The 20,495-nt window shown below is 72.4% G+C and carries 21 protein-coding genes; 9 read left to right on the top strand and 12 right to left on the bottom strand.

Going from position 1 to position 20,495, the window contains the following annotated elements; translation table 11 throughout:
• Positions 1 to 62 precede the first annotated feature (62 nt).
• The 3 genes from dhaK to BLR04_RS24120 are packed head-to-tail and all read left to right on the top strand — an operon-like array spanning position 63 to position 2,055.
• Positions 63 to 1,043, top strand: a complete 981-nt coding sequence (gene dhaK / locus BLR04_RS24130) for a dihydroxyacetone kinase subunit DhaK (protein ID WP_090769307.1) — start codon at positions 63 to 65, stop codon at positions 1,041 to 1,043.
• A complete protein-coding gene (gene dhaL, locus BLR04_RS24125) occupies positions 1,043 to 1,681 on the top strand; it encodes a dihydroxyacetone kinase subunit DhaL (protein ID WP_090769306.1) in 639 nt (212 codons plus the stop codon). Before dhaK ends, dhaL begins: the two co-directional genes overlap by 1 nt.
• A complete protein-coding gene (locus tag BLR04_RS24120; protein WP_090769305.1) occupies positions 1,681 to 2,055 on the top strand; it encodes a PTS-dependent dihydroxyacetone kinase phosphotransferase subunit DhaM in 375 nt (124 codons plus the stop codon). The genes dhaL and BLR04_RS24120 overlap by 1 nt, the downstream gene beginning before the upstream one ends.
• A 13-nt stretch (positions 2,056 to 2,068) precedes the next feature.
• Here the strand turns inward: BLR04_RS24120 and BLR04_RS24115 are convergent, their stop codons facing one another.
• From BLR04_RS24115 to BLR04_RS24100, 4 genes are all read right to left on the bottom strand, one after another.
• A complete protein-coding gene (locus BLR04_RS24115) occupies positions 2,069 to 3,700 on the bottom strand; it encodes a thiamine pyrophosphate-binding protein (RefSeq protein ID WP_090769304.1) in 1,632 nt (543 codons plus the stop codon).
• Positions 3,697 to 4,470 (bottom strand): cyclase family protein, encoded by a 774-nt coding sequence (locus BLR04_RS24110; protein WP_090769303.1) that lies wholly within the window; start codon positions 4,468 to 4,470, stop codon positions 3,697 to 3,699. The genes BLR04_RS24115 and BLR04_RS24110 overlap by 4 nt, the downstream gene beginning before the upstream one ends.
• Positions 4,471 to 4,542: 72 nt before the next feature.
• Positions 4,543 to 5,133, bottom strand: coding sequence for an Rv1352/Rv1906c domain-containing protein (locus BLR04_RS24105; protein ID WP_090769300.1), 591 nt, complete (start codon positions 5,131 to 5,133; stop codon positions 4,543 to 4,545).
• A gap of 37 nt (positions 5,134 to 5,170) precedes the next feature.
• Positions 5,171 to 5,599: a CBS domain-containing protein gene (locus BLR04_RS24100; protein WP_090769382.1), complete on the bottom strand. Its 429-nt coding sequence runs from the start codon at positions 5,597 to 5,599 to the stop codon at positions 5,171 to 5,173.
• 152 nt (positions 5,600 to 5,751) lie between these two features.
• On the opposite strand from BLR04_RS24100, the gene BLR04_RS24095 reads away from it, so the two are divergent.
• Both BLR04_RS24095 and BLR04_RS24090 read left to right on the top strand, forming a co-directional pair.
• Positions 5,752 to 7,143 (top strand): aminopeptidase P family protein, encoded by a 1,392-nt coding sequence (locus BLR04_RS24095; RefSeq protein ID WP_090769298.1) that lies wholly within the window; start codon positions 5,752 to 5,754, stop codon positions 7,141 to 7,143.
• A gap of 98 nt (positions 7,144 to 7,241) precedes the next feature.
• Entirely contained in the window at positions 7,242 to 7,835 is a 594-nt protein-coding gene (locus BLR04_RS24090) for a 4'-phosphopantetheinyl transferase family protein (RefSeq protein WP_090769297.1), read from the top strand.
• 3 nt (positions 7,836 to 7,838) lie between these two features.
• On the opposite strand, the gene BLR04_RS24085 is transcribed toward BLR04_RS24090, so the two are convergent.
• Positions 7,839 to 8,777 carry a cation diffusion facilitator family transporter gene (locus BLR04_RS24085; protein ID WP_090769296.1) on the bottom strand — a complete coding sequence of 313 codons (939 nt, stop codon included), beginning with the start codon at positions 8,775 to 8,777 and terminating at the stop codon, positions 7,839 to 7,841.
• Positions 8,778 to 8,811: 34 nt separating this feature from the next.
• Between BLR04_RS24085 and BLR04_RS24080 the strand changes: the two genes are divergently transcribed.
• The 3 genes from BLR04_RS24080 to BLR04_RS41895 are packed head-to-tail and all read left to right on the top strand — an operon-like array spanning position 8,812 to position 11,771.
• Entirely contained in the window at positions 8,812 to 9,270 is a 459-nt protein-coding gene (locus tag BLR04_RS24080; RefSeq protein WP_090769294.1) for a MarR family winged helix-turn-helix transcriptional regulator, read from the top strand.
• Between the two features lie 60 nt (positions 9,271 to 9,330).
• A complete protein-coding gene (locus BLR04_RS24075) occupies positions 9,331 to 9,984 on the top strand; it encodes an LppX_LprAFG lipoprotein (RefSeq protein ID WP_090769292.1) in 654 nt (217 codons plus the stop codon).
• Entirely contained in the window at positions 9,981 to 11,771 is a 1,791-nt protein-coding gene (locus BLR04_RS41895; RefSeq protein ID WP_245740448.1) for an MFS transporter, read from the top strand. Before BLR04_RS24075 ends, BLR04_RS41895 begins: the two co-directional genes overlap by 4 nt.
• 130 nt (positions 11,772 to 11,901) lie before the next feature.
• Here BLR04_RS41895 and aspS read toward each other — a convergent pair whose 3' ends face one another.
• The 5 genes from aspS to BLR04_RS24040 form a co-directional block, all read right to left on the bottom strand.
• Positions 11,902 to 13,167, bottom strand: a complete 1,266-nt coding sequence (aspS, locus tag BLR04_RS24060; protein WP_090769290.1) for an aspartate--tRNA(Asn) ligase — start codon at positions 13,165 to 13,167, stop codon at positions 11,902 to 11,904.
• A 291-nt stretch (positions 13,168 to 13,458) separates the two neighbouring features.
• Positions 13,459 to 14,850 carry a ribosome biogenesis GTPase Der gene (gene der / locus BLR04_RS24055; RefSeq protein WP_090769288.1) on the bottom strand — a complete coding sequence of 464 codons (1,392 nt, stop codon included), beginning with the start codon at positions 14,848 to 14,850 and terminating at the stop codon, positions 13,459 to 13,461.
• Between the two features lie 39 nt (positions 14,851 to 14,889).
• Positions 14,890 to 15,570: a (d)CMP kinase gene (gene cmk / locus BLR04_RS24050; RefSeq protein WP_090769380.1), complete on the bottom strand. Its 681-nt coding sequence runs from the start codon at positions 15,568 to 15,570 to the stop codon at positions 14,890 to 14,892.
• A 73-nt stretch (positions 15,571 to 15,643) separates the two neighbouring features.
• Entirely contained in the window at positions 15,644 to 17,008 is a 1,365-nt protein-coding gene (locus tag BLR04_RS24045; protein WP_090769286.1) for a carotenoid oxygenase family protein, read from the bottom strand.
• Positions 17,005 to 17,631, bottom strand: a complete 627-nt coding sequence (locus tag BLR04_RS24040; RefSeq protein WP_090769283.1) for a TetR/AcrR family transcriptional regulator — start codon at positions 17,629 to 17,631, stop codon at positions 17,005 to 17,007. Before BLR04_RS24040 ends, BLR04_RS24045 begins: the two co-directional genes overlap by 4 nt.
• Positions 17,632 to 17,747: 116 nt before the next feature.
• On the opposite strand from BLR04_RS24040, the gene BLR04_RS24035 reads away from it, so the two are divergent.
• A complete protein-coding gene (locus tag BLR04_RS24035; RefSeq protein WP_143022168.1) occupies positions 17,748 to 18,836 on the top strand; it encodes a DUF2795 domain-containing protein in 1,089 nt (362 codons plus the stop codon).
• Positions 18,837 to 18,893: 57 nt separating this feature from the next.
• Here BLR04_RS24035 and BLR04_RS24030 read toward each other — a convergent pair whose 3' ends face one another.
• Entirely contained in the window at positions 18,894 to 19,994 is a 1,101-nt protein-coding gene (locus BLR04_RS24030) for a prephenate dehydrogenase (RefSeq protein WP_090769279.1), read from the bottom strand.
• A gap of 114 nt (positions 19,995 to 20,108) precedes the next feature.
• A complete protein-coding gene (gene aroH / locus BLR04_RS24025) occupies positions 20,109 to 20,468 on the bottom strand; it encodes a chorismate mutase (protein WP_090769277.1) in 360 nt (119 codons plus the stop codon).
• Positions 20,469 to 20,495: the final 27 nt, after the last annotated feature.

Raw genomic sequence — 20,495 nt, 5'->3', positions numbered from 1 at the left:
CGGCCGCCCCTCCCTCCTCGCGCACGCTTGCGCGGCGGCCGAAAGGGGCAGATGTTGCAAGCATGAAGAAGCTCATCAACACGGCAGATTCCGTCGTTGAGGACGCGCTGAACGGCATGGTCGCCGCCCACCCGTCACTGCGGCTGCGCGACCGCGTCGTCTACCGGGCCGAAGGTCCACGCCGGGGCAAGGTCGGGGTCGTCTCGGGCGGCGGCTCGGGGCACGAGCCGCTGCACGCCGGCTTCGTCGGCCACGGGATGCTCGACGCCGCCTGTCCAGGCGAGATCTTCACCTCACCCGTTCCCGACCAGATCATGGAGGCGACGCAGGCGGTCGACGGCGGCGCCGGCGTCCTGCACATCATCAAGAACTACACCGGCGACGTGCTCAACTTCGAGATGGCCGCCGAGCTCGTCGAGGACGTCGAGGTCGCGAGCGTGCTCGTCGACGACGACGTGGCCGTCCAGGACTCCCTCTACACCGCCGGCCGCCGCGGCACCGGCGCGACGCTGTTCGTGGAGAAGATCGCCGGCGCCCTGGCCGAGGAGGGCGCCCCGCTCGCCGAGGTCGCCGCGGTGGCGCGCGAGGTGGACGAGCGCAGCCGCTCGTTCGGCATCGCACTGACCTCGTGCACGACCCCGGCCGCCGGCAAGCCCCTGTTCGACCTGCCCGAGACGGACGTCGAGCTGGGCATCGGCATCCACGGCGAGCCGGGCAGGGCTCGCGTGCCCATGCGCCCCGCCCGCGAGTTGGCGGCGCTCGCGGCGGAGGCCGTCCACGGCGACCTGCCGCTCCGCGACGACGTGCTCGTCATGGTCAACGGCATGGGCGGCACCCCGCTCATGGAGCTGTACGTGGTGTTCGCGGAGGTGGCGGCGTTCGTGCGGGGCAAGGGGGCACGGGTGACCCGCTCGCTCGTCGGCAACTACGTCACGAGCCTCGACATGCAGGGCTTCTCCCTGTCGGTCTGCCGGCTCGACGACCGGCTCACCCGGCTCTGGGACGCGCCCGTCGAGACGCCCGCGCTGCGCTGGGGGCGCTGATGGACACGGCCCTGTGCCTGGCGTGGTTCGAGGAGGCGGCCCGCCTCGTCCACCGCGACCGTGACCGGCTGACCGCGCTCGACGCGGCGATCGGCGACGGCGACCACGGCGCCAACCTCGACCGCGGGCTCACCGAGGTCGGCAAGGCGCTGGCCGAGTCGCCGCCGGGCTCCCCCGCCGAGACGCTCCTCACGGTCGGGACCACGCTGATCCGCCGCGTCGGTGGCGCCTCGGGCCCCCTGTACGGGTCGCTGTTCCGCCAGATGGGCAGGACGCTCGGCTCCCCCGCGACGCTGGCGGCGTTCGCGTCGGCGTTCGACGAGGGCGTCGTGGCCGTCGAGCGGCTGGGCAAGGCGGCCCTGGGCGACAAGACCATGATCGACGCCCTCGTCCCCGCCTCCCGGGCGCTGTCGCTGGCCGTACGCGACGGGGTGGGCGTGCTGCAGGCGGTCGAGCAGGCCGCCCGCGCGGCCCAGGAGGGGGCCGAGGCGACGATCCCCATGCAGGCCCGCAAGGGGCGCGCCAGCTACCTCGGTGAGCGCAGCATCGGTCACATGGACCCGGGCGCGTCGTCGTCCGCGCTGTTCATGGAGGCGCTGGCCGCGGTGGTGCGCCGCGCCGGCGCGGGAGCGGCGTGATGGTGGGGCTGGTGCTGGTCTCCCACAGCGCCGGGCTCGCGGCGGAGGCCGCGGCGCTGGTCCGCGGCATCGCCGGAGCCGGCGCGCCGGTGGCGGCGGCCGGCGGCACGGAAGACGGTGGTCTCGGCACGAGCAGCGACCTCATCGAGGCGGCGGTGCGCAGCGTCGACCAGGGCGACGGCGTGGTGCTCATCCCCGACCTGGGCAGCTCGGTGCTGACCGCCCGGCTGCTGGAGGAGGAGGGGCGCGTGGTGATCGCCGACGTGCCGTTCGTGGAGGGGGCCATCTCGGCGGCGGTGGCGGCGGGAGCGGGCATGCCGCTCTCCGACGTGCTGGCCGCCGCCGAGGAGGCCCGTACGTTCCGCAAGCTGTGAACAGACCCTGCGGTCAGTGGCCCTTGAAGGCCTCCTCCAGCCACCACGAGCCGCGCTCGCGCGTCACCTTGGCGTGCACCAGGAGGGGGCCGTCCTTCGGCCCCCGCGCCCACTCCGCCACCGCGGACAGGTCCTCGGGATGGGTGACGGTCACGGCGGGGATGCCGTGTCCCCTGGCGACGGCGGCCAGGTCGGCGGGCGGGAACGTGACGGTGTCGAGCGGGGAGCCGTGCGGCCCGAAGTGGTGCACCTCGGCGCCGTACGCCTCGTCGTCGTAGACCACGATCACCATGGGCAGGCCAAGACGGACGACGGTCTCCAGCTCGGACAGGCCCATGAAGGCGCCGCCGTCGCCGAGCGCGGCCACCGGGATCCGGTCGGGACGGGCGAGCGCCGCGCCGATCGCCGTCGCGAGGCCGAGCCCGACCGACTGGAACGCCTGGGTGAAGCAGAACCCACCCTCGTCCGGGACATCCAGGAACATCGACGGATATCCCATGAAATTTCCGGAATCGACGGAGACGATGCGCTCCTTGGGCAGCAGGTCGTCGAGGCCCGTGGTGAGGGTCCGCGGGTCGATCCGGCCGTCACCGCTCTCGTCCTTGTACGGCACCGCCCGCCAGCGCCCCTCGGCCTGGATGCGCCGGGCCAACTCGGGCGACCGGTAGCCCTCGGAGCCGCCGTCGAGCTCGGCGGCCACCCGGGTCGCCACGGCCGCCACGTCGCCCGGCACCCCGAGGTCGGCGGGCACGTGCGTGGTGAAGGCGGCGGGGTCGAGGTCGACCTTGACCACCGTGGCGTCCGGCGAGACCAGCGTGCCGTGCCGGGTGGTCCACATGTTGAGGGCGCAGCCCCAGGCCACCACGAGGTCGGCCCCGCGGATCAGCTCGGCGGTCAGCGGCGTGGCGAACCCCCCGGACACGTCGAGGTCCCACGGCAGCCCGCGGAAGAGCCCCTTGGCGACGGCCGAGGTGGCGAGCAGCGCGCCGGTGAGGTCGCCGAGCCGCTCCAGCTCGCGCCGCGCGTCCCGCGCGCCCCTCCCGGCGATGAACACGGGCCGCCGCGCCGCCGCCAGCAGCCGCGCCAGCTCGGCCGGCTCACCGTCGTGCCCGGCCTCCACCTGCCTGGAGACCGCCGGACGCGTCATGTCGAGCGACCCCTCGTACGGCGCGGCCTGCACGTCGAGCGGCAGGTTCAGCAGCACCGCGCGCCGCTCCTGCAGGGCCACCCGGTACGCCTCGGCCGCCACCTGCACCGCGTCGCGGGCGGAGGTGAGCCGCATCGGCACGGCGCCCACCGCGGTGGCGAGCGCCGCCTGGTCGATGTGGAAGTTGGAGGTGACCTCGGTGGCCTCCCCCGCCAGCACGATCAGCGGCGTACGGCTCTTGGCCGCCTCGGTCAGGCCGGTCATCGCGTTGGTGAGCCCCGGCCCCTGGTGCACCGACACGACGCCGACCCCGCCGGTCATGCGGGCGTAGGCGTCGGCCATCGTGGCGGCCCCGCCCTCGTGCCGGGCGGCGACGAACCGGGCGCCGGCGGCCACGAGGGCGTTGGTGACGTGGAAGTTGCCGCTGCCGACGACCCCGAAGACCGTCCCGGTGCCGCAGGCGGCGAGGGCCCTGCCGACGGCTTCGGCGACGATCAACGTTCCACCAGGGCGAGGACGCGCACCGGGCTGCCGGAGCCGCCCACGATGGGCAGCGGCGGGGCGACCACGACGGCGCCGGTCACCGGCAGCCGGTCGATGTTGCGCAGCTGCGTGAGGCCGTACTTGCCGGCTCCCAGGAGGAAGGAGTGGCACGGGAACGCCGGGTCGAACGAGTGGGCGGCGCCCGCGTCGGTGCCGACGGTCTCGACGCCGATGCCGAGGATCGGGGTCTCGGAGGCCAGCCACGAGGCGCACTCCGCCGAGATGCCCGGCGTGTGCGGGCCGGTTTCGTCGGCGTTGAGGAAGGCGGCCTGGTCGGCGGAACGGGCGTCCCAGCCGGTGCGGTACAGCAGCCAGCCGCCCTCGGGCAGCGGGCCGTTGGCGCGCTCCCACTCCTTGACGTGGTCGATCTGGAGCAGGAAGTCGGGGTCCTTGGCGGCCTCCTCGGAGCAGTCGAGCACGACGGCGGGCGCGATGAGGCTGCGCGGCGGCACCTGCGCGACGTCCTCGCCGTCGCGGCCGGTGATCCAGTGGACGGGGGCGTCGAAATGAGTCCCGGAATGCTCTCCGGTGTGGATGTCATTCCAGTACCAGGCCGGTCCGCGGTCGTCGTAGCGGCTGATCTCCTCGAGGCGGAAGGGGATCGTGTTGCCGAACGGCTCGGGCAACTGGAGGATCGGCGTCTCCGACGTGAGCGGGGCGGTCAGATCGATCACCTCGATGGCCCCGCTGCGGACGCTGGCCACGAAGCTCTGCAACACCGACATCTCTTCCTCCTCGGTTGGCTGTGCGCATCCTCCTACGGCCGCCCCTGCCGTGCCAACACCCCTCGGGGGCCGTCAGGTTCTGGTCCACTCCTTGCAGCCGCCCGTCTGGAAGGCGCCGTCCGTGGCCTGGATGGTCACGCCGGTCGGGCCCGTCGGCATGCCGGTGGCGAGCACGCCGCCGCCGGCGCCGCGCAACCTGGCCCAGAAGCACATGCTGAAGCCGGACTCGGGTCCGGCCGTGTGGTACGTACCCGGCTGCAGGTCCCGGCCCACCACGTACGTGCGCAGGGACGCCGGGTTGATCAGGCCGCCGAGGTCGGTCCCGCCGGGCGACGTCCCGGAAGGGGTCTGGCCCGGCGTCGGGACGCCCGGCGCGGTTTCCTGGGGCAGCGTGTTCTGCGGCGCGGTGTCCTGAGGCAGCGGGTTCTGGGTGGGCGCGCCGGAGCCCGAGTCCGGTTGGGCGGGAGGCGTCTCCTCGATCGTCACGGTGACGCGGGGCGCGGGATCGGCCGGCGCCGCTCCGGCGCCGAATCCGACGAACAGCCCCAGCAGGAAGCCGAGTAACGCCGCGAGCCCCGACACCAGCAGGATGATCGGCGGACTGCTCGTCGCCCTGGGGTACTCGGGCACCGGCGGGTACTGGTGAGGCGTCGGCCCGTACATCACGGGACCAAGCGTCCCACCTCTGTCAACGGTGCTGTCAACGGTGCAGGTAGTCGACCAAGGACGCCTTCTCGGTCTCCAGCTCCTCGATCGTGCTCTTCACCACGTCGCCGATGCTCACGATGCCGACCAGCCGGCCGTCCTCGACCACCGGCATGTGCCGGAACCGCTGCGTGGTCATGGTCTGCCGCAGGGAGTCGACGTTCTCCCCCGGCTCGACGGTGTGCACCTCGGTGGTCATGATCTCCGACACCGGTGCGTCCAGCAGCGCCGCGCCGCGGTCGCACAGCCGGCGGACGACGTCGCGCTCCGAGACGATGCCACGGATGGTGACCCCGTCGGACGACACCACGACGGCACCGATGTTGCGCGAGGCGAGCTTGTCGAGCAACTCCCGTACGGTCGCCTCAGGCGTGACGGTCGTCACGTCACTGCCCTTGGCGCGAAGTATGGTCCCGATGAGCATGCGCATCACCTTCTTCTTGCCCTCAGTCCCCTTAGTGTTCCAACCGAGCAGACGGGCAAACACCCGCTGAGGGGCCGTGCGCGCGTCCCGTAGGCTTCGTCCCGAAAAGAACGTCCGTAAGAAACAGCTATGTCACCCCAGGGAACGGCCACATGACCGAGCAGCTCAACACCGGAAGCCACGACCTGCCCATCACCGACGAGCTCGCCGTGTTCATGCGTACGGGCTGGGCCGGTTCGCGCGCGACGGAGGTGAGCGCGCGGCCGATCGCGCCGTGGGCGGCCAAGCGCCGTGCCGCCCTCGCGCAGCGCTTCCCCGGCGAGCGGCTGGTCATCCCTTCCGGCACGCTGAAGGTGCGCAGCAACGACGCCGACTACGTGTTCCGTCCGCACAGCGCGTACTCCTACCTGACGGGGGCGAGCGAGCCCGACGACGTGCTGGTGGTCGAGCCCTCCGGCGAGGCGGTCCTGTACCTGCGGCCGCCCGCGGCCCGCGCGGAGGGCCAGGAGTTCTACCGCGACCGCCGCTACGGCGAGTTCTGGGTCGGACCGCGCCCCGACCTGGCCGAGGCCGCGGAGCTGTACCAGATCGAGTGCGCCCACATCCGCGACCTCGACCTGAGGGGGCCCGCCCGGGTGCTGCGCGGCGTGGACGCCTCGGTCGACGCGCGGGTGCGGCCGGGCGACGGCGACGCCGAGCTCACGTCGTACCTGGCGGAGATGCGGCTGATCAAGGACGAGTGGGAGGTCGGCGAGCTGCAGAAGGCCGTCGACTCGACCGCGCGCGGCTTCGAGGACATCGTCGGCGCGCTGCCCCGGGCGTTCGGCCACGCGCGCGGCGAGCGCTACCTGGAGGGCGTGTTCGGGCTGCGGGCGCGGCTGGAGGGCAACGCGACGGGCTACGACAGCATCGTCGCCTCCGGCTCGCACGCCTGCGTGCTGCACTGGATCCGCAACGACGGCGCCCTCAACCCCGACGACCTGCTGCTCGTCGACGCGGGCGTCGAGACCGACACCCTCTACACGGCCGACATCACCCGCACGATCCCGATGTCGGGACGCTTCAGCGGCGTGCAGCGGCAGGCGTACGAGCTCGTGTACGAGGCGCAGCAGGCGGCGATCGCCACGCTGCGGCCGGGCGCCCGCTTCCGCGAGTTCCACCTGGCGGCCATGCGCGTCATCTGCGACGGCCTGCGCGAGTGGGGATTGTTCAAGGAGTCGACGGACGCGCTGATGGAGTCGGGCCTGTACCGCCGCTACACGCTGTGCAGCAGCGGCCACATGCTCGGCCTGGACGTGCACGACTGCGCCAGGGCCCGCGCGGAGGTCTACCTCGACGGCGTGCTGGAGGAGGGTCAGGTGCTCACCGTCGAACCGGGCCTGTACTTCCAGCCCGACGACCTGACGCTGCCAGAGGAACTGCGCGGCATCGGCATCCGTATCGAGGACGACCTGGCGATCACCTCCGACGGCGCCCGGCTGATGTCGTCCGCGCTTCCCCGTCACCCGGACGAGATCGAGTCGTGGATGTCGGCGCTGCTGTGACGGCCCGCCGCCGGTCCTGGGATCAGGGTGCCGGCGGAGGCCGCGCGCCGGCCTCCGCGACCGCGAGCGACGGGAGGACGACGATAGCCGCCCTGGCGATGGGCGGGCGTCCCGACGAGGTGCCCGCCCCTGACGACTGGCTCACCGAGGTGGAGCGCGACCGCGGCGCGCGCTTCATGTTCGAGGCCGACCGCGACAGCTTCGTGGCCGCCCACCTCCTCGTACGGCTCTGCGCGGCGGCCGTCCTCGGCGTCGAGCCGGAGAAGCTGACGCTGCGGCAGTACTGCGACCTGCACGGTCACGGCCACGGCAGGCCGTACATCGAGGAGGCTCCCGAGCTCGGGGTCAGCCTCAGCCACACCCGCGGCTACGTGTGCGCGGCGGCCGGGCCCGGCAAGGTCGGCATCGACGCCGAGCGCGTCCCGGCGGGGCCGTTGCACGCCGATCTGGCCGACAGCGTGCTCACCCCGCGCGAGCGGGCGGCGGTGACCGGGAACGACGAGCTCATCAGGCGCTTCACCCGGAAAGAGGCGCTGATCAAGCGGGGCGAGCTGACGCTCGGCACGCTCGGCTCCGGCGGCGACGACCTCACCGGCCGTCACCTGCTGGAGTGGAGCGCCGGCCCGGACATCAGGGTGGCGGTCGTCACCGACGTCCCCGCGCGAAGGGCCGTCATCCCCCTGTCGTGGTGAGCCTCATCTGGGCGCGCCGCGGTGGCGGGTCGGGGTCGGGTCGAGGAAGACCTGCGAGATCCCGGGGAAGCGCTCCCGCAGCCGCCGGTCGAGCTCGTCGCAGGCGATCTCCACCCCGGCCGCGCTGGCCTCGTCCCTGAAGTCGATCTTCGCGGCGACCAGGACGTCGCCCGGGCCGATGATCATCGTCAGCAGTTCCACGACCTCCACCACCTCGGGCTGGTCCGCCAGCACGACCCGGATGCCGTCCTCCACCCGGCGCGGCGCGGCCTGGCCGACGAGCAGCGACAGGTTCGTCTGGATGAGCGTGAGCGCGACGACGAGCAGGAGGACGCCGATCCCGACCGACGCGACGCCGTCCCAGACGGCCGAGCCGGTGAGCTGCGCGGCGACCAGTCCGGCGGCCGCGATCAGCAGCCCGGCGAGGGCGGCGGCGTCCTCGAACAGCACCGCCTTGAGCGCCGTGTCGGACGTGCGCCGCACCAGGCGCACCGGGTGGATCCCGTGGCGCGCGGCCTGCCGGCGCAGCTGCGTGAACCCCTTGACGAACGACAGGCCCTCCATGACGAAGGCGACGGCCAGCACGACGTACGACGGCGTGAGGTTGCCCAGCTCCTCGCCGTGGCTCATCTCGTGCAGGCCGTGCGTGATCGAGAACCCCGCACCGCCGACCAAGGTCGCGAACGCCGCCAGCAGCGCCCAGACGAACCCCGCCTTGCCGTGGCCGAACGGGTGGCGGCGGTCGGCGGGCCGGGCCGCGCGGCGTACCGCCACGAGCAGGAGGAGCTCGGTCACCGTGTCGGCGGCCGAGTGGGCCGCCTCCGACAGCATCGCCGCCGAGCCGCTGACGAGGCCCGCGAAGAGTTTGGCGAGGGCGATGACGAGGTTCGCCGCACCGGCCACGAGCACGGTGGCCAGGCTTTCTCCCGACTTGCCCTCCATAGCGCATCACTCTACGTGCGCTAGATTGGGGATCATGAGCGCGCCTCACTGGCTATCTCCCGCCGAGCAGCGTGCCTGGCGTACGCATCTGGCGCTGAACAAACTGCTGCTCCATCGGCTCGACCGCGAGCTGCAGGAATACTCTCTGTCGCTGAACGACTACGAAATCCTCGTCAACCTGTCAGAGAGCCCCGATCGCCGCATGCGGATGAGCGACCTGGCCGACGCCACCATCCAGTCGCGCAGCCGCCTGTCCCACCAGATCTCCCGGATGGAGGCCAAGGGGCTGGTGCGGCGCGAGGACTGCCGCGACGACCGGCGCGGCACCTTCGCGGTGCTGACCGACGAGGGCTGGGAGACGATCCAGCGGGTGGCGCCGTCCCACGTGCTCAGCGTCCGCGAGCACTTCGTCGACCGGCTGACCGACGAGCAGCTCGCCGCCATCGAGACCTGGTACGCGCCGATCGTCGACCACCTGAAGAAGCTGCGCTGACACCCAACCGATATCGTCCACGCCGCGCGGACGGTCGGTGGTGGTCGCTACGATCCGCTCATGCTCAGAAAGCTCATGATCGTGGCAGTTCTCGCGCTGACGGCGGCGTGCTCGTCCGGCGGCGGCGCCGGGGCTGAGCTGCCCTCGGGGCCTGAGCTGATGACCAAGGCCGCCGAGGCCATGAAGACCGTCAAGACCGCCGGTTTCTCGATCACGACCGAAGGCAAGCCGAACGTTCCCGTCCGTACGGCCGACGGCAGGCTCACCGCCGCGGGCGACGCCGACGGCACCATCACCCTCGACGTGCTGGGCACGCTGCAGGAGGTCTCCTTCACCCTGGTCGGCGACACCGTCCACTTCAAGGGCCCGACCGGCGGCTACCAGAAGATGACCCGTGAGCAGCTCGCGCAGCTCTACGACCCCTCGGTGATCCTCAAGCCGACCAAGGGCATCGCGCAGCTGCTCGCCTCGGCCACCGATCCGAAGGTCGAGGCCGTCGACGGTGACGCCTACCGGGTCGCCGCCACCTTCTCCGGCCAGGTGCTCGGCCAGATCGTCCCCGGCGTCACGCAGGGCGTCACCGGCACGGTCTGGATCGACCGGGCCACCAGCCGGCTCAGCAAGGCCGGCGTCCCGCTGCAGGGCGGCACGGTGACGGTGTCCTTCAGCGACTACGACGCGCCGATCACGATCACGCCGCCCGCCGCCGGATGAGGCGCGCCCGCCGCGTCGTGCTCGCCGCGGGCGGCGCCGTGGTGCTGCTCGCCGCGCTCGACGCGTACGTGGTGGTGACCGTCCTCGCCGCCGTCGCCGCCGACGTCGGCATCCCGCTCAACCGCCTCGAGCGGGCCACCCCGATCGTCACGGGTTTCCTGCTCGGGTACGTCGCCGCGATGCCGCTGCTCGGCCAGCTGTCCGACCGGTACGGCCGGCGTCCGCTCATCCACGCCTGCCTGGCGGTGTTCGCGCTCGGCTCGGTGCTGACGGCGCTGGCCGCCGGTGAGCTGATGGTGGTGGCCGGGCGTACCGTGCAGGGGGTCGCCGGAGGCGCGCTGCTGCCGATCACGATGGCGCTCATCGGCGACCTGTGGGACGAGACGGACCGCCCGGTGGCGCTCGGCGCGGTGGGCGCGGCCCAGGAACTCGGCAGCGCCCTCGGCCCCCTGTACGGCGGCCTGCTGGCGCTGACACCGAGCACGGTGGTGGCAGGGGTGGAGCTCGGCGGCTGGCACACCATCTTCTGGATCAACCTCCCCCTGACCGCCCTGACCGCCGTCGCCATCCACCTCACCCTCCCCCCACCACCCCGCCTCCGCCCCACCCCCCGACCATCTGAGGGCGACCCGCGTCCCACCACCCCGACCAGCCCCGCCCTCCCCACGAAAGCGGCCACCTCCACAACAGTTCCAGCAGATGCCGCGGCCACCACAGAGGGCGGCCCCACGCTGAAGAACACCGTCCCCACCGCGATCCCCACAGAGGCCGTGGCAGGAGCGGAGAACGTCCCCACTCCCACCGCGGAAGACACCCGCACGTCCGGAGAGGTCCGTGCTGCCGATCGGCGTCCCGGCGACGAGGTGCGGGGCGGGCCGCGGCGGGTTGATGTGGTGGGTGGGGTGTTGTTGGCGGTGGCGCTCGGGTTGCTGGTGGTCGGGTTGTACAACCCCGACCCGGCGCACGCGGTTCTGCCGCCATGGGGGATGCCGCTCATCGCGGCGGGCCTGGTGGCGGCGGGTGGGTTCGTCCGGTGGGAGATCCGCTCCCCGGTACGGCTCCTCGACCTCACCGGCCTTCCCAAGATCCCGCTGCTCGCCACCCTCGCCGTGAGCTTCCTGACCGGCGCGGCGCTGCTCGTCACCATGGTGTTCGTCCCGCTCACCGCCCAGACCCTGCTCGGCCTGGACGAGCTCGACGCGGCGCTGTTCCTCGCGCGTTTCCTCGCCGCTCTGACGGTGAGCGCACTGCTGGGCGGCGTGCTGGCCCGCCGGCTGGGCGACCGGTACGTGGCCGTGGCGGGCATGGTCGTGGCGGCGGCCGGTTACACGCTGATGAGCCGCTGGCCGCTCGATCTGGCCGGCGCGGGCACGACCCTCGACCGTGACCTGATCGTCGCCGGGCTCGGGCTCGGCCTGGTGATCGCGCCGGTCTCCGCCGCCGTGCTGCGGGCGAGCACGGCCGCGCAGCACGGCGTGGCCTCGGCGGCCGTCGTGGTGGCCCGGATGATGGGCATGCTGATCGGCATCGCCGCCGTGTCCGCGTGGGGCTTCCACCGGTTCCAGTCGCTGACGGCCGACCTCGACACGCCGCTGCCGTTCGGCGTCGACCCGGACACCTTCCAGCGGCGGCTCGCCGACTACACCGCGCAGGTGCGGGCGGCGCTGCACACCGAGTACACCGAGATGTTCCTCGTCACGTCCGTGGTCTGTGTGGTGGGCGCGGCGGTCGCGCTGCTCGTGCCGCGCCGCGAGCAGCGCGTCCGCCGCGAGCTGACCGGGCGCTGACCTCCGGCGTGCCGACGAGAGAAGGCACAGCCCGAACCCGCCTGGCACGCGCGCGAACGCGAGCGTGCCAGGCGAGAGCGGCGCGACACCGACCCACGATGAGAGACGGGACGCGCCGCGCCCCCCGGGCCTACGGGGTGAGGCGGTGGAGGTCGCGGGGGAAGGCGGTGGTCTGGCGGATGTTGGTGGCGCCCGTCAGCCGTGCCGTCCACCGTTCCAGACCGAGCGCGAACCCGCCGTGCGGCGGCATCCCGTACCGGAACGCCTGCAGATACCCCTCGTACGCCTCCGTGCCCTCACCCCGGTCGGCCAGGGCGCGCACGTAGTCGTCGTGGCGGTGCAGGCGTTGCCCGCCCGTCACCAGCTCCAGCCCGCGGAACAGCAGGTCGAAGCCGTTGGAGTACCCCGGAAGGTCCGGGTCGGGATGGGTGTAGAAAGGCCGCTTGGACATCGGATAGCCGGTGACGAAGAGGAACTCCGAGCCGTGCTCCCGCAGCGCCCACTCCGACAGCCACCGCTCCTGCTCGGGCGACAGGTCGGGCTCGTCGGACGACGTCATCCGCTGCGCCTCGGTGAAGTGCACGGCCGGGATCTCGGCGGGCGCGTCCGGCAGTGTGACGCCGAGCAGGGTGAGGGCCTCGGGGGCGCGGTGGCGTACCGACTCCAGCATGCCGGCCACGGCCTCCCGCAGCACCGCCATCACGTCGCGATGGTCGCGTACGAAGCCCAGCTCGGCGTCGAGGCTCGTGTACTGGGCCAGGTGGCGTACGGTGTCGTGCGGCTCGGCGCGGAACACCGGGCCGACCTCGTACACCCGCTCGAACACCCCCACCATGGCCTGCTTGTAGAACTGCGGTGACTGCGCCAGGTACGCGGGCCTGCCGAAGTAGTCGATGCCGAAGACGTTCGCGCCGGACTCGGTCGCCGAGCCGACGATCTTCGGCGTGTGGATCTCGGTGAACCCGAGCCGGTCGAGCGTCTCACGGAAACCCGCCACGCTCGCGGCGGAGATCTCCAGGGGCGCCCGCAGGAGCGGATGGCGCAGCGCGACCGGCGCGTGGTCGAGAATCGTCGGCAGCCCGGCCCCGACGACGGGCCGGTAGAGGTCGAACGGCGGCGGCGCGCACGGCTCCGCCAGCACCTCGATCTCGGGTGAGACCAGTTCGAAGCCCCCGGGCGCCTGCGGGCCCGCGGTCACCGTGCCGGTGACCGCGACGACGCTCTCCTCCGGAGGCAGGTCACCGGCGGCCGTGACGGTCTGGGCCAGCCCGGTACGGTCTCTGACGACGAGGAAGGACACGGATTTCAGCCGCCGGCGGCGATGGACCCAACCGGCGATCGTCACTCGTTGTCCGGCGTGCTCAGCGAGCTCCGCCGACATGACACGAGAGATCATTACAGCTCCTCACGGAAGTGCATGACCCCTTGGGAGTGCGGGGGAGAAGGGAGCTCCCGGTGCCACCGCACTTTCGCCGCCTCGTGGAAGCGGCCTTGATCGACCCTGTGACGGGGGTCAGGCCGGCGGGGCATTGCCTCCCCGCACTCGGGAGTGTCTTCACCAGCGGGGCGCGGGGCCGCCTTCACAGCTTCCGGCGGCTCTCTGGACCTGCGCGGTCCGCTGGTTACTCGTCTCCGTCAACGCGTTGCCGCCGATCCTACGAGCACATGGGACCGGCGGCAACGCGCTTTACTTGTCCTTCTTCTGGCGCTTCTCGCGGATCTTCATCGTGACCTCGATCGGCGAGCCCGCGAAGCCGAACTCCTCACGGATGCGCCGCTCGATGAAGCGCCGGTACGTGTCCTCCAGCCAGCCGGAGGTGAACAGCACGAACTTCGGCGGCTCGACGGACGCCTGCGTGGCGAAGAGGATCTTCGGTTGCTTGCCGCCCCGCACCGGCGGCGGCGTCTGCTGCACCAGCTCGGTGAGGAACGCGTTGAGCCGGGACGTCGGCACCCGGGTGGACCAGGAGTCGAGCGCCTTCTCCAGTGCCGGGACCAGCCGGTCGACGTGCCTGCCGGTCTTGGCGGAGATGTTGACGCGCAGCGCCCACGGGGTGCGGACGAGCTGCCGGTCGATCTCCTTCTCCAGGTAGTAGCGGCGGTCCTCGTCGACGAGGTCCCACTTGTTGAAGGCCACCACCATGGCCCGGCCCGACTCGATCACCAGGCCGATGATGCGGAGGTCCTGCTCGGTGAGCGGCTCGCTGGCGTCGATCAGCACGACCGCCACCTCGGTGCGCTCCAGCGCGGCGCGCGTCCGCATGGCGGCGTAGAAGTCGGCGCCCTGGAGCTCGCGGTCGCGCCGCCGGATGCCGGCCGTGTCGACGAAGCGCCAGGTGCGCCCGCCCAGCTCGACGAGCTCGTCGACGGGGTCGCGGGTGGTGCCGGCCATCGGGTCGACCAGCACGCGCTCTTCCCCCGCCAGCTTGTTGAGCAGGGAGGACTTGCCGACGTTGGGCTTGCCCAGCAGCGCGACGCGGGAGGGCCCGCGTTCGGTCTCGAAGGTGACCGCGGGCGTCTCGGGCAGCGCCTGGAGCACCACGTCGAGCAGGTCGCCGCTCGACCGGCCGTGCAGCGCCGACACCGGGTACGGCTCCCCCAGCCCGAGCCCCCACAGCCCGGCGGCCTCGAGTTCGAGCTGCTGGTTGTCGACCTTGTTGGCGGCCAGGATGACGGGCTTGCCCGACTGCCGCAGCACCGAGCCCACGATCTCGTCGGCGTCGGTCGCGCCCACGGTGGCGTCGACGACGAACACGATGACGTCGGCCAGTTCGACGGCGACCTGGGCCTGCTCGGCGATGCGCAGGTTCATCCCGGTGGCGTCGGGGTCCCAGCCGCCGGTGTCGACCACCGTGAAGCGGCGGCCGCGCCAGTTGGCCTCGTAGGTGACGCGGTCGCGGGTGACGCCAGGGACGTCCTCCACGACCGCTTCACGGCGGCCGATGATGCGGTTGACCAGCGTGGACTTGCCGACGTTGGGCCGCCCCACAATGGCGACGACGGGCAGCGGCGTCTGGTCGCCGTGCTCGGTGATCTCGAAATCGTCGAGGTCGGCCTCGACCCAGTCCCCCGTAGACACAGTTCTTCGTCCTTAATGTGAGTCCCGCACCCGATCGGGTCAGGTGCGCTCGTGTATCGGGTCGCCGACGCCCGCGGACGTGTGTCCGCCGCGCTCGGCGACCAGCCTCAGCACCGCCGTGACGACCTCGTCGAGAGTCAGCTCGGTGGTGTCGAGTTCGACGGCGCCTGCCGCCATCGACAAGGGGTCGGTCTTGCGTGTCGAGTCGAGCGTGTCGCGCTTGGCCATGGCCTCCTGCTGCGCCTCCACCGTCGAACCGGCCACCTCGGCGCTGCGCCGGCGGGCGCGGGCCTCGGGGCTGGCCGTCAGGTAGACCTTGACGGGAGCCTCGGGGCAGACGACCGTGCCGATGTCACGGCCCTCGACCACGATGCCGCCCTCGCCGATGACCTCGCGCTGCAGGTCGACGAGCCGGGCCCGCACCTCGGGCACGGCGGCGACGACGGAGACGGCTCCGGTGACGTCGGCCCCTCTGATCGGTTCGGCCACGTCGACGCCGTCGACGTGGATCGTGGGGCCGTCGGGGTCGGTGCCGGAGACGATCACCGGCGCGGGGCACCTGGCGGCGACGGCCGCGGGGTCGCCGAGGTCGACGCCCTCACGCAGCATCCACCAGGTCATCGCGCGGTACATCGCCCCGGTGTCGAGGTAACGCAGGCCCAGCGCTCGGGCGACTCCGCGCGACACGCTCGACTTACCCGACCCCGAAGGGCCGTCCATGGCGACGACCAGACCGGTCACGGCCTCTCCCTCTTCACGTTTTGTCCGACGCGAAGAGGCTACCGTGTCCGGCTCAGTCGGCGATCCAGCTGCCGTGGAAACCGAGCGGCACGCGGGCGGGCAGGTGCACGACGGCGACGGGCTCGCCGGTGAAGTCGCGGGCGGACAGGATCACCAGGTCGGCCGCGCCCCTGGCCGGGTCGTTGACGTACGCGAGCACGTAGCCGTCGTCCTCGGCCTCGCCCGAGGGGACGAACACCGGCTCTCCCACGTACGCGCCGCGCCCGAACCGCCGCTGCTCCTGGGCTCCGCGCTCCAGGTCGTGCTTGACCAGGGTGTTGTCGAAGGCGCCGTCGGGCAGGTCCTCCAGTTCTGCGCCGCCGGGGAACACGATGTCGGTGAGGTCACGGGTGATCGCGGTGTAGCCGTAACGGTACGGGCGTCCGGTGCGGCGCTCGTCCATGCGCGGGAACTCCTGCGGCCGGTCGTCGAGGCGCGTGGACCGGAGCCTGCCGGTCGCCGGGTGCACCCGCCACCGGTCGAGCGTGGGCAGGCCGCCGAGATCGAGGCGGGCGTCCACGAACCGCTTGGGGTAGCTGACGACGTCCACGACCACCTCGTCGCCGTCGTCGTAGGCGTTGAGGGTGTGGAAGACCCAGCACGACGGCGCCTCCACCCACCGCACCTGCCCGGTCACCCGCGACAGGAGGCCGAGCCGCGGCGGGTGGTCGTCGTTCCACGCGTACGGGAGCGACACCCCCTTCTCGGCGTGGGCCATGCTGAACGTGACCGGCAGGTCGTAGATCACGACGTACCGCTCGGTGAGGGCGAAGTCGTGCGCCATCGGCTTGTCCGCGACGGGGATGTCGCGCACCTGCGTCACCGTGCCCTTGGGGTCGATCACGATGTGCTGGTGGTGGTCCCACCCGAAGAAGTACGCCAGCGCGTGCAGCTCCCCGGTGGCGGGATCGGTGTGGGTGTGCGCGGCGAACCCGCCCGGCAGGCCGCCGCCGAAGTCGCACGAGCCGACGGTGTCGAGCTCGTACCCCAGCTCGTACGGCAGCGCACCCGCCTCGACGGTCGCGAACGTGCGCCCGGCGTGCCCGATGACGTGCGTGTTGGCCGCGAAGTCCATGCCCGCGTGCACGGGCCCTGGTCGGGGCTCTTCGCCGAGCCGCCGGGCGACGGCGGCGTTGCGGATCCAGCGGTTGCGGTACCACTCGGCGCGGCCGTCGCGCAGCCGCACCCCGTGCACCATGCCCTCGCCGAGGAACAGGTGACCCGCGGACGGATCGTCGAGGCTCAGCGGGTTGGGGCCGATGCGCAGGTAGCGGCCGTTGAGCTCGGCCGGGACGCGGCCGGTGACCGCGAGGTCGAAGGCGGTGACCTCATCGGCCACCGGGGCGAAGCCCCCTCGGTACGGGGTGGAGCCGGTCATGACGTCGTCCTCTCGTCGGTGGTCAGGAACGGCGCGAGCAGCGACGAGCAGAGCAGCCGGTAACGCTGCGCGGCCACGTCGCCCTCGAAATAACAGGAAATTTCCAGACTTACCGCGCCGTGGATCCCCATCCACAGCACGTCGGCGATCTCTCCGGCGCCGGGCCCTCGCAGGACCCCCGCCTCCATACCGGCCCGCACCCCGTCCACCAGGATGTCGAACGTCCGCTTGGCCGCCCGCGCCGCCTGCGGCCCCGGCCGGTACGCGGGCAGCGCCCCCATGAACATGACCCGGTAGAACTCGGGCTCGGCCAGCGCGTAGTCACGGTAGGCCTCGATCCCGGCGCGCAGCACGACGAGGGGGTCGTCGTGCTGCGGAATGCCGCGCAGCCGCCGCTCGAACCGGGCGAACCCCTCCGTCCAGAGGGCCTCGCCGAGCCCTTCCTTCCCGCCGAAGAGCGTGTAGATGACCTTCGTCGAGCAGCCCGCCGCGGCGGCGATGGAACGCACGGTGAGCGCCGCGGGACCGTCCTCGACGAGCAGTCGCTTGGCGGCGTCGAGGACGGCCGTCCTGACGACGTCCTGCCCTTCGAGGCGGGCTTGCCGGTACGCGGACACACTCATGCGGTAACGCCGTTTCTATCCGGAAACACTGTTACCCACTCTTCTACACCGGTCCCCGGCAGGCCGTCAACGCACACCTGAGGACTAAGGGGCCCCCGCGCGGTAAGGGGCAGACCGTGAAAAATGAGCCCCGGGTCACCGTCGTGGTCGCCACCAGGGACAGGCGGCGGACGCTCGCCCGCACCCTGCCCCGGCACCCACGCCCGGCGATCCTCGTCGACAACGGCTCGACGGACGGCACTCCCGCGTTCGTCCGCCGCCACTTCCCCGGCATCGAGGTCGTGGAGGCGGGCGAGAACCTGGGCGCGCCCGCCCGCAACATCGGCGTCTCGATGGCGCGGACGCCCTACGTCGCCTTCGCCGACGACGACTCCTGGTGGGCCGATGGCGCGCTGGACCGGGCCGCGGACCTGCTCGACGCCCACCCCCGGCTGGCGCTGCTCGGCGCGCGCGTCCTGGTGGGCCCGGAGCAGCGACTGGACGCGGTCTCGGCACAGATGCGCGACTCACCGCTCGGCGTGCGGCCCGGCCTGCCGGGGCCCGGCGTGCTGGGGTTCCTGGCGTGCGGCGCGGTGGTGCGCAGGGACGCGTTCCTGGAGGCCGGCGGCTTCGACGACGTGATCTTCTTTTTCGGCGAGGAGGAGCGTCTCGCCGTCGACCTGGCCGCCGGCGGCTGGGGGCTGGCGTACGTGGACGACGTCGTCGCCCACCACCACCCCTCGCCCCCTCGGGACCCGCGCGGCCGCCAGGTGCTGGCCGCGCGCAACGCCGTGCTCACGGCCGTGCTGCGCCGCCCGTGGCCGGTCGTGGCGCGCCGCGCGCTCGACGCGCTGCGTCAGGGCCCGGCGGGCTGGGAGGGCCTGCGCACGGCCGTGCCGCGGCTGCACAGGGCGCTGGCGCGGCGCCGCGTCCTTCCGGACGCCGTGGAACGGGCCCGGCGCGTCCTGGAGCGGGCCGGGCGCGAACCCGCAGGTCGTTACGCTCCTGCTGACGTGGGCAGCGAGGGAGGCATGAGCACTGCACCGAATCCCATAGACCTGCAGAAACACCTCGGCGGCGTCGACTACCCGGCGAGCAAGGAAGACCTCGTCCAGGCAGCCCGCGACCACAACGCGAGCAACGACATCGTCCAAGCCCTGGAGGCCATGCCCGACCGCGAGTACGACGGCCCGAACGCCGTCAGCGAAGCGGTCACGAAACGCTGACGTCACGGGAACGCGGCGGGCGGGGCCACCGGCTCCGCCCGCCGTCGTGCCCGAGCGTCAGGGAACCTGCCAGCCCCGCTCGTGCAGCGCCTTCGTGAGCGTGACGGCGGCGTCGGGCTCGACCGACACCTCGGCGATGCCCAAGGGCAGACCGGGGGCGTGCTCCAGCCGGACGTCCTCGACGTTGACGCCGACCTCGTCGCACACCTGGAACAGGCGGGCCAGCTGCCCGGGACGGTCGCCGACGAAGACCTGCACCACGGCGTACGCGGGCGCCGGGCCGCCGTGCTTGCCGGGGATGCGGTCGTGACCGGCGACGCCGCGCTTGAGCAACTGGGTGATCTCGTCGGTGGCGGTGCCGTCGCCCTCGGCCAGGGCGCGCAGCGCGTTCGCCGCGTCGGCCAGGTCGCTGGCCACGGCCTCCAGGACCTCGGCGACCGGGGAGGCGTTGCCCTGCAGGATGCCCAGCCACAGGCCGGGGTCGCTGCCCGCGATGCGCGTGACGTCGCGTACGCCCTGACCGGCCAGCCCGAGCGCCACGTCGGTCGCGTCGGCGAGGCGGGCGGCGACGGCGGAGGCCGCGACGTGCGGCGCGTGGGAGACCACGGCGACGGCGCGGTCGTGGTCGACCGCGGTCACCTCGACCGGGTTGGCCCCGCACAGCTCGATCATCCGCAGGACGGCCGCCCTGGCCTCCGGGTCGGACTCGTCGGTGGGGCACAGCGCCCACGGCCGGCCGAGGAACAGGTCTTCGCGCGCGGCCCCCGGCCCGGACTTCTCACGCCCGGCCAGCGGGTGGGAGGCGACGTAGGACGTCAGGTCACAGCCGAGCTGCGCGGCCCGGTGGATGGGCTCGGCCTTCACGCTCGCGACGTCGGTGTAGAAGCGGGCTGCGCCGATCCGCTGCAGCGCGAGCAGCTCGGTGGCGACGTGCGCCGGCGGCACCGCGATGATCGCCAGGTCGGCCCGCTCGGGCCGCTCGCCCGCCTGCTCGCCCTCGGGGAACCACTCCTCGCCCGCCCCCAGCTCCCTGGCCAGCCGTACGGCTCCGGGATCGCGGTCGGCGAGCAGCACCCGCACCCCTCGCTTGCGCAGCGCCAACGCCGTGGAGGTGCCGATGAGGCCGGTGCCCACGACGAGCACGGTACGTAGATCCATCTCGGTTCCTGAGGGTCGGGCTGTTCGATTGACGGGGCTCGGATTCTCTCACGACACGGGACCGCCGCGGTCTCCCGACGCAGCTCAGTGCGCGTTTTGTACCCTTTGTGCAGCTTACTGCGCTATGTCCTGCCGAAGCGCCACCGCACCACGCAGATAGACGTGGTTGATCTCCGTACGCGGCCGATCGGTCTCGATGTGCGCCATCAGCCGTACGACGCGGGGCAGGGCGCCCGGCACGTCGATCTCGGTGCAGCAGATCAGCGGCACGTCGTGGAAACCCAGCTTGCGGGCCGCCAGCGCCGGGAACTCCGCCGTCAGGTCGGGAGTGGCGGTGAACAGCACGCTGATGACGTCGTCGGTGGTGAGGTCGTTGCGCTTCATGATCGCGTTGACCAGCTCGGTCGTCCCGGCGATGATCGACTCACGGTCGTCGGCGTCCACCTGGATCGCCCCGCGGATCGCCCGCACCATGTGGAACCGTCCCCCCTGAAAGCCGGA

The sequence above is a fragment of the Nonomuraea maritima genome (genome assembly GCF_900100395.1).
GTDB classification, from domain to species: Bacteria; Actinomycetota; Actinomycetes; order Streptosporangiales; family Streptosporangiaceae; genus Nonomuraea; species Nonomuraea maritima.
This window is presented reverse-complemented; position numbering and strand designations above follow the sequence as displayed.

Bases quoted from the DNA above. Each gene is read 5' to 3' on its own strand.
- BLR04_RS24080 (WP_090769294.1), top strand. From the start codon at position 8,812: ATGAGCGCGCCTCACTGGCTATCTCCCGCCGAGCAGCGTGCCTGGCGT.
- BLR04_RS41895 (WP_245740448.1), top strand. From the start codon at position 9,981: ATGAGGCGCGCCCGCCGCGTCGTGCTCGCCGCGGGCGGCGCCGTGGTG.
- BLR04_RS24030 (WP_090769279.1), bottom strand. From the start codon at position 19,994: ATGGATCTACGTACCGTGCTCGTCGTGGGCACCGGCCTCATCGGCACC.
- BLR04_RS24110 (WP_090769303.1), bottom strand. From the start codon at position 4,470: ATGTCGGTGTTGCAGAGCTTCGTGGCCAGCGTCCGCAGCGGGGCCATC.
- BLR04_RS24105 (WP_090769300.1), bottom strand. From the start codon at position 5,133: ATGTACGGGCCGACGCCTCACCAGTACCCGCCGGTGCCCGAGTACCCC.
- BLR04_RS24085 (WP_090769296.1), bottom strand. From the start codon at position 8,777: ATGGAGGGCAAGTCGGGAGAAAGCCTGGCCACCGTGCTCGTGGCCGGT.
- dhaL (WP_090769306.1), top strand. From the start codon at position 1,043: ATGGACACGGCCCTGTGCCTGGCGTGGTTCGAGGAGGCGGCCCGCCTC.
- BLR04_RS24045 (WP_090769286.1), bottom strand. From the start codon at position 17,008: ATGACCGGCTCCACCCCGTACCGAGGGGGCTTCGCCCCGGTGGCCGAT.
- BLR04_RS24040 (WP_090769283.1), bottom strand. From the start codon at position 17,631: ATGAGTGTGTCCGCGTACCGGCAAGCCCGCCTCGAAGGGCAGGACGTC.
- BLR04_RS24095 (WP_090769298.1), top strand. From the start codon at position 5,752: ATGACCGAGCAGCTCAACACCGGAAGCCACGACCTGCCCATCACCGAC.
- aroH (WP_090769277.1), bottom strand. From the start codon at position 20,468: ATGGTGCGGGCGATCCGCGGGGCGATCCAGGTGGACGCCGACGACCGT.
- BLR04_RS24090 (WP_090769297.1), top strand. From the start codon at position 7,242: ATGGGCGGGCGTCCCGACGAGGTGCCCGCCCCTGACGACTGGCTCACC.
- BLR04_RS24100 (WP_090769382.1), bottom strand. From the start codon at position 5,599: ATGCTCATCGGGACCATACTTCGCGCCAAGGGCAGTGACGTGACGACC.
- aspS (WP_090769290.1), bottom strand. From the start codon at position 13,167: ATGATCTCTCGTGTCATGTCGGCGGAGCTCGCTGAGCACGCCGGACAA.
- BLR04_RS24075 (WP_090769292.1), top strand. From the start codon at position 9,331: ATGCTCAGAAAGCTCATGATCGTGGCAGTTCTCGCGCTGACGGCGGCG.
- BLR04_RS24120 (WP_090769305.1), top strand. From the start codon at position 1,681: ATGGTGGGGCTGGTGCTGGTCTCCCACAGCGCCGGGCTCGCGGCGGAG.
- dhaK (WP_090769307.1), top strand. From the start codon at position 63: ATGAAGAAGCTCATCAACACGGCAGATTCCGTCGTTGAGGACGCGCTG.
- cmk (WP_090769380.1), bottom strand. From the start codon at position 15,570: ATGGACGGCCCTTCGGGGTCGGGTAAGTCGAGCGTGTCGCGCGGAGTC.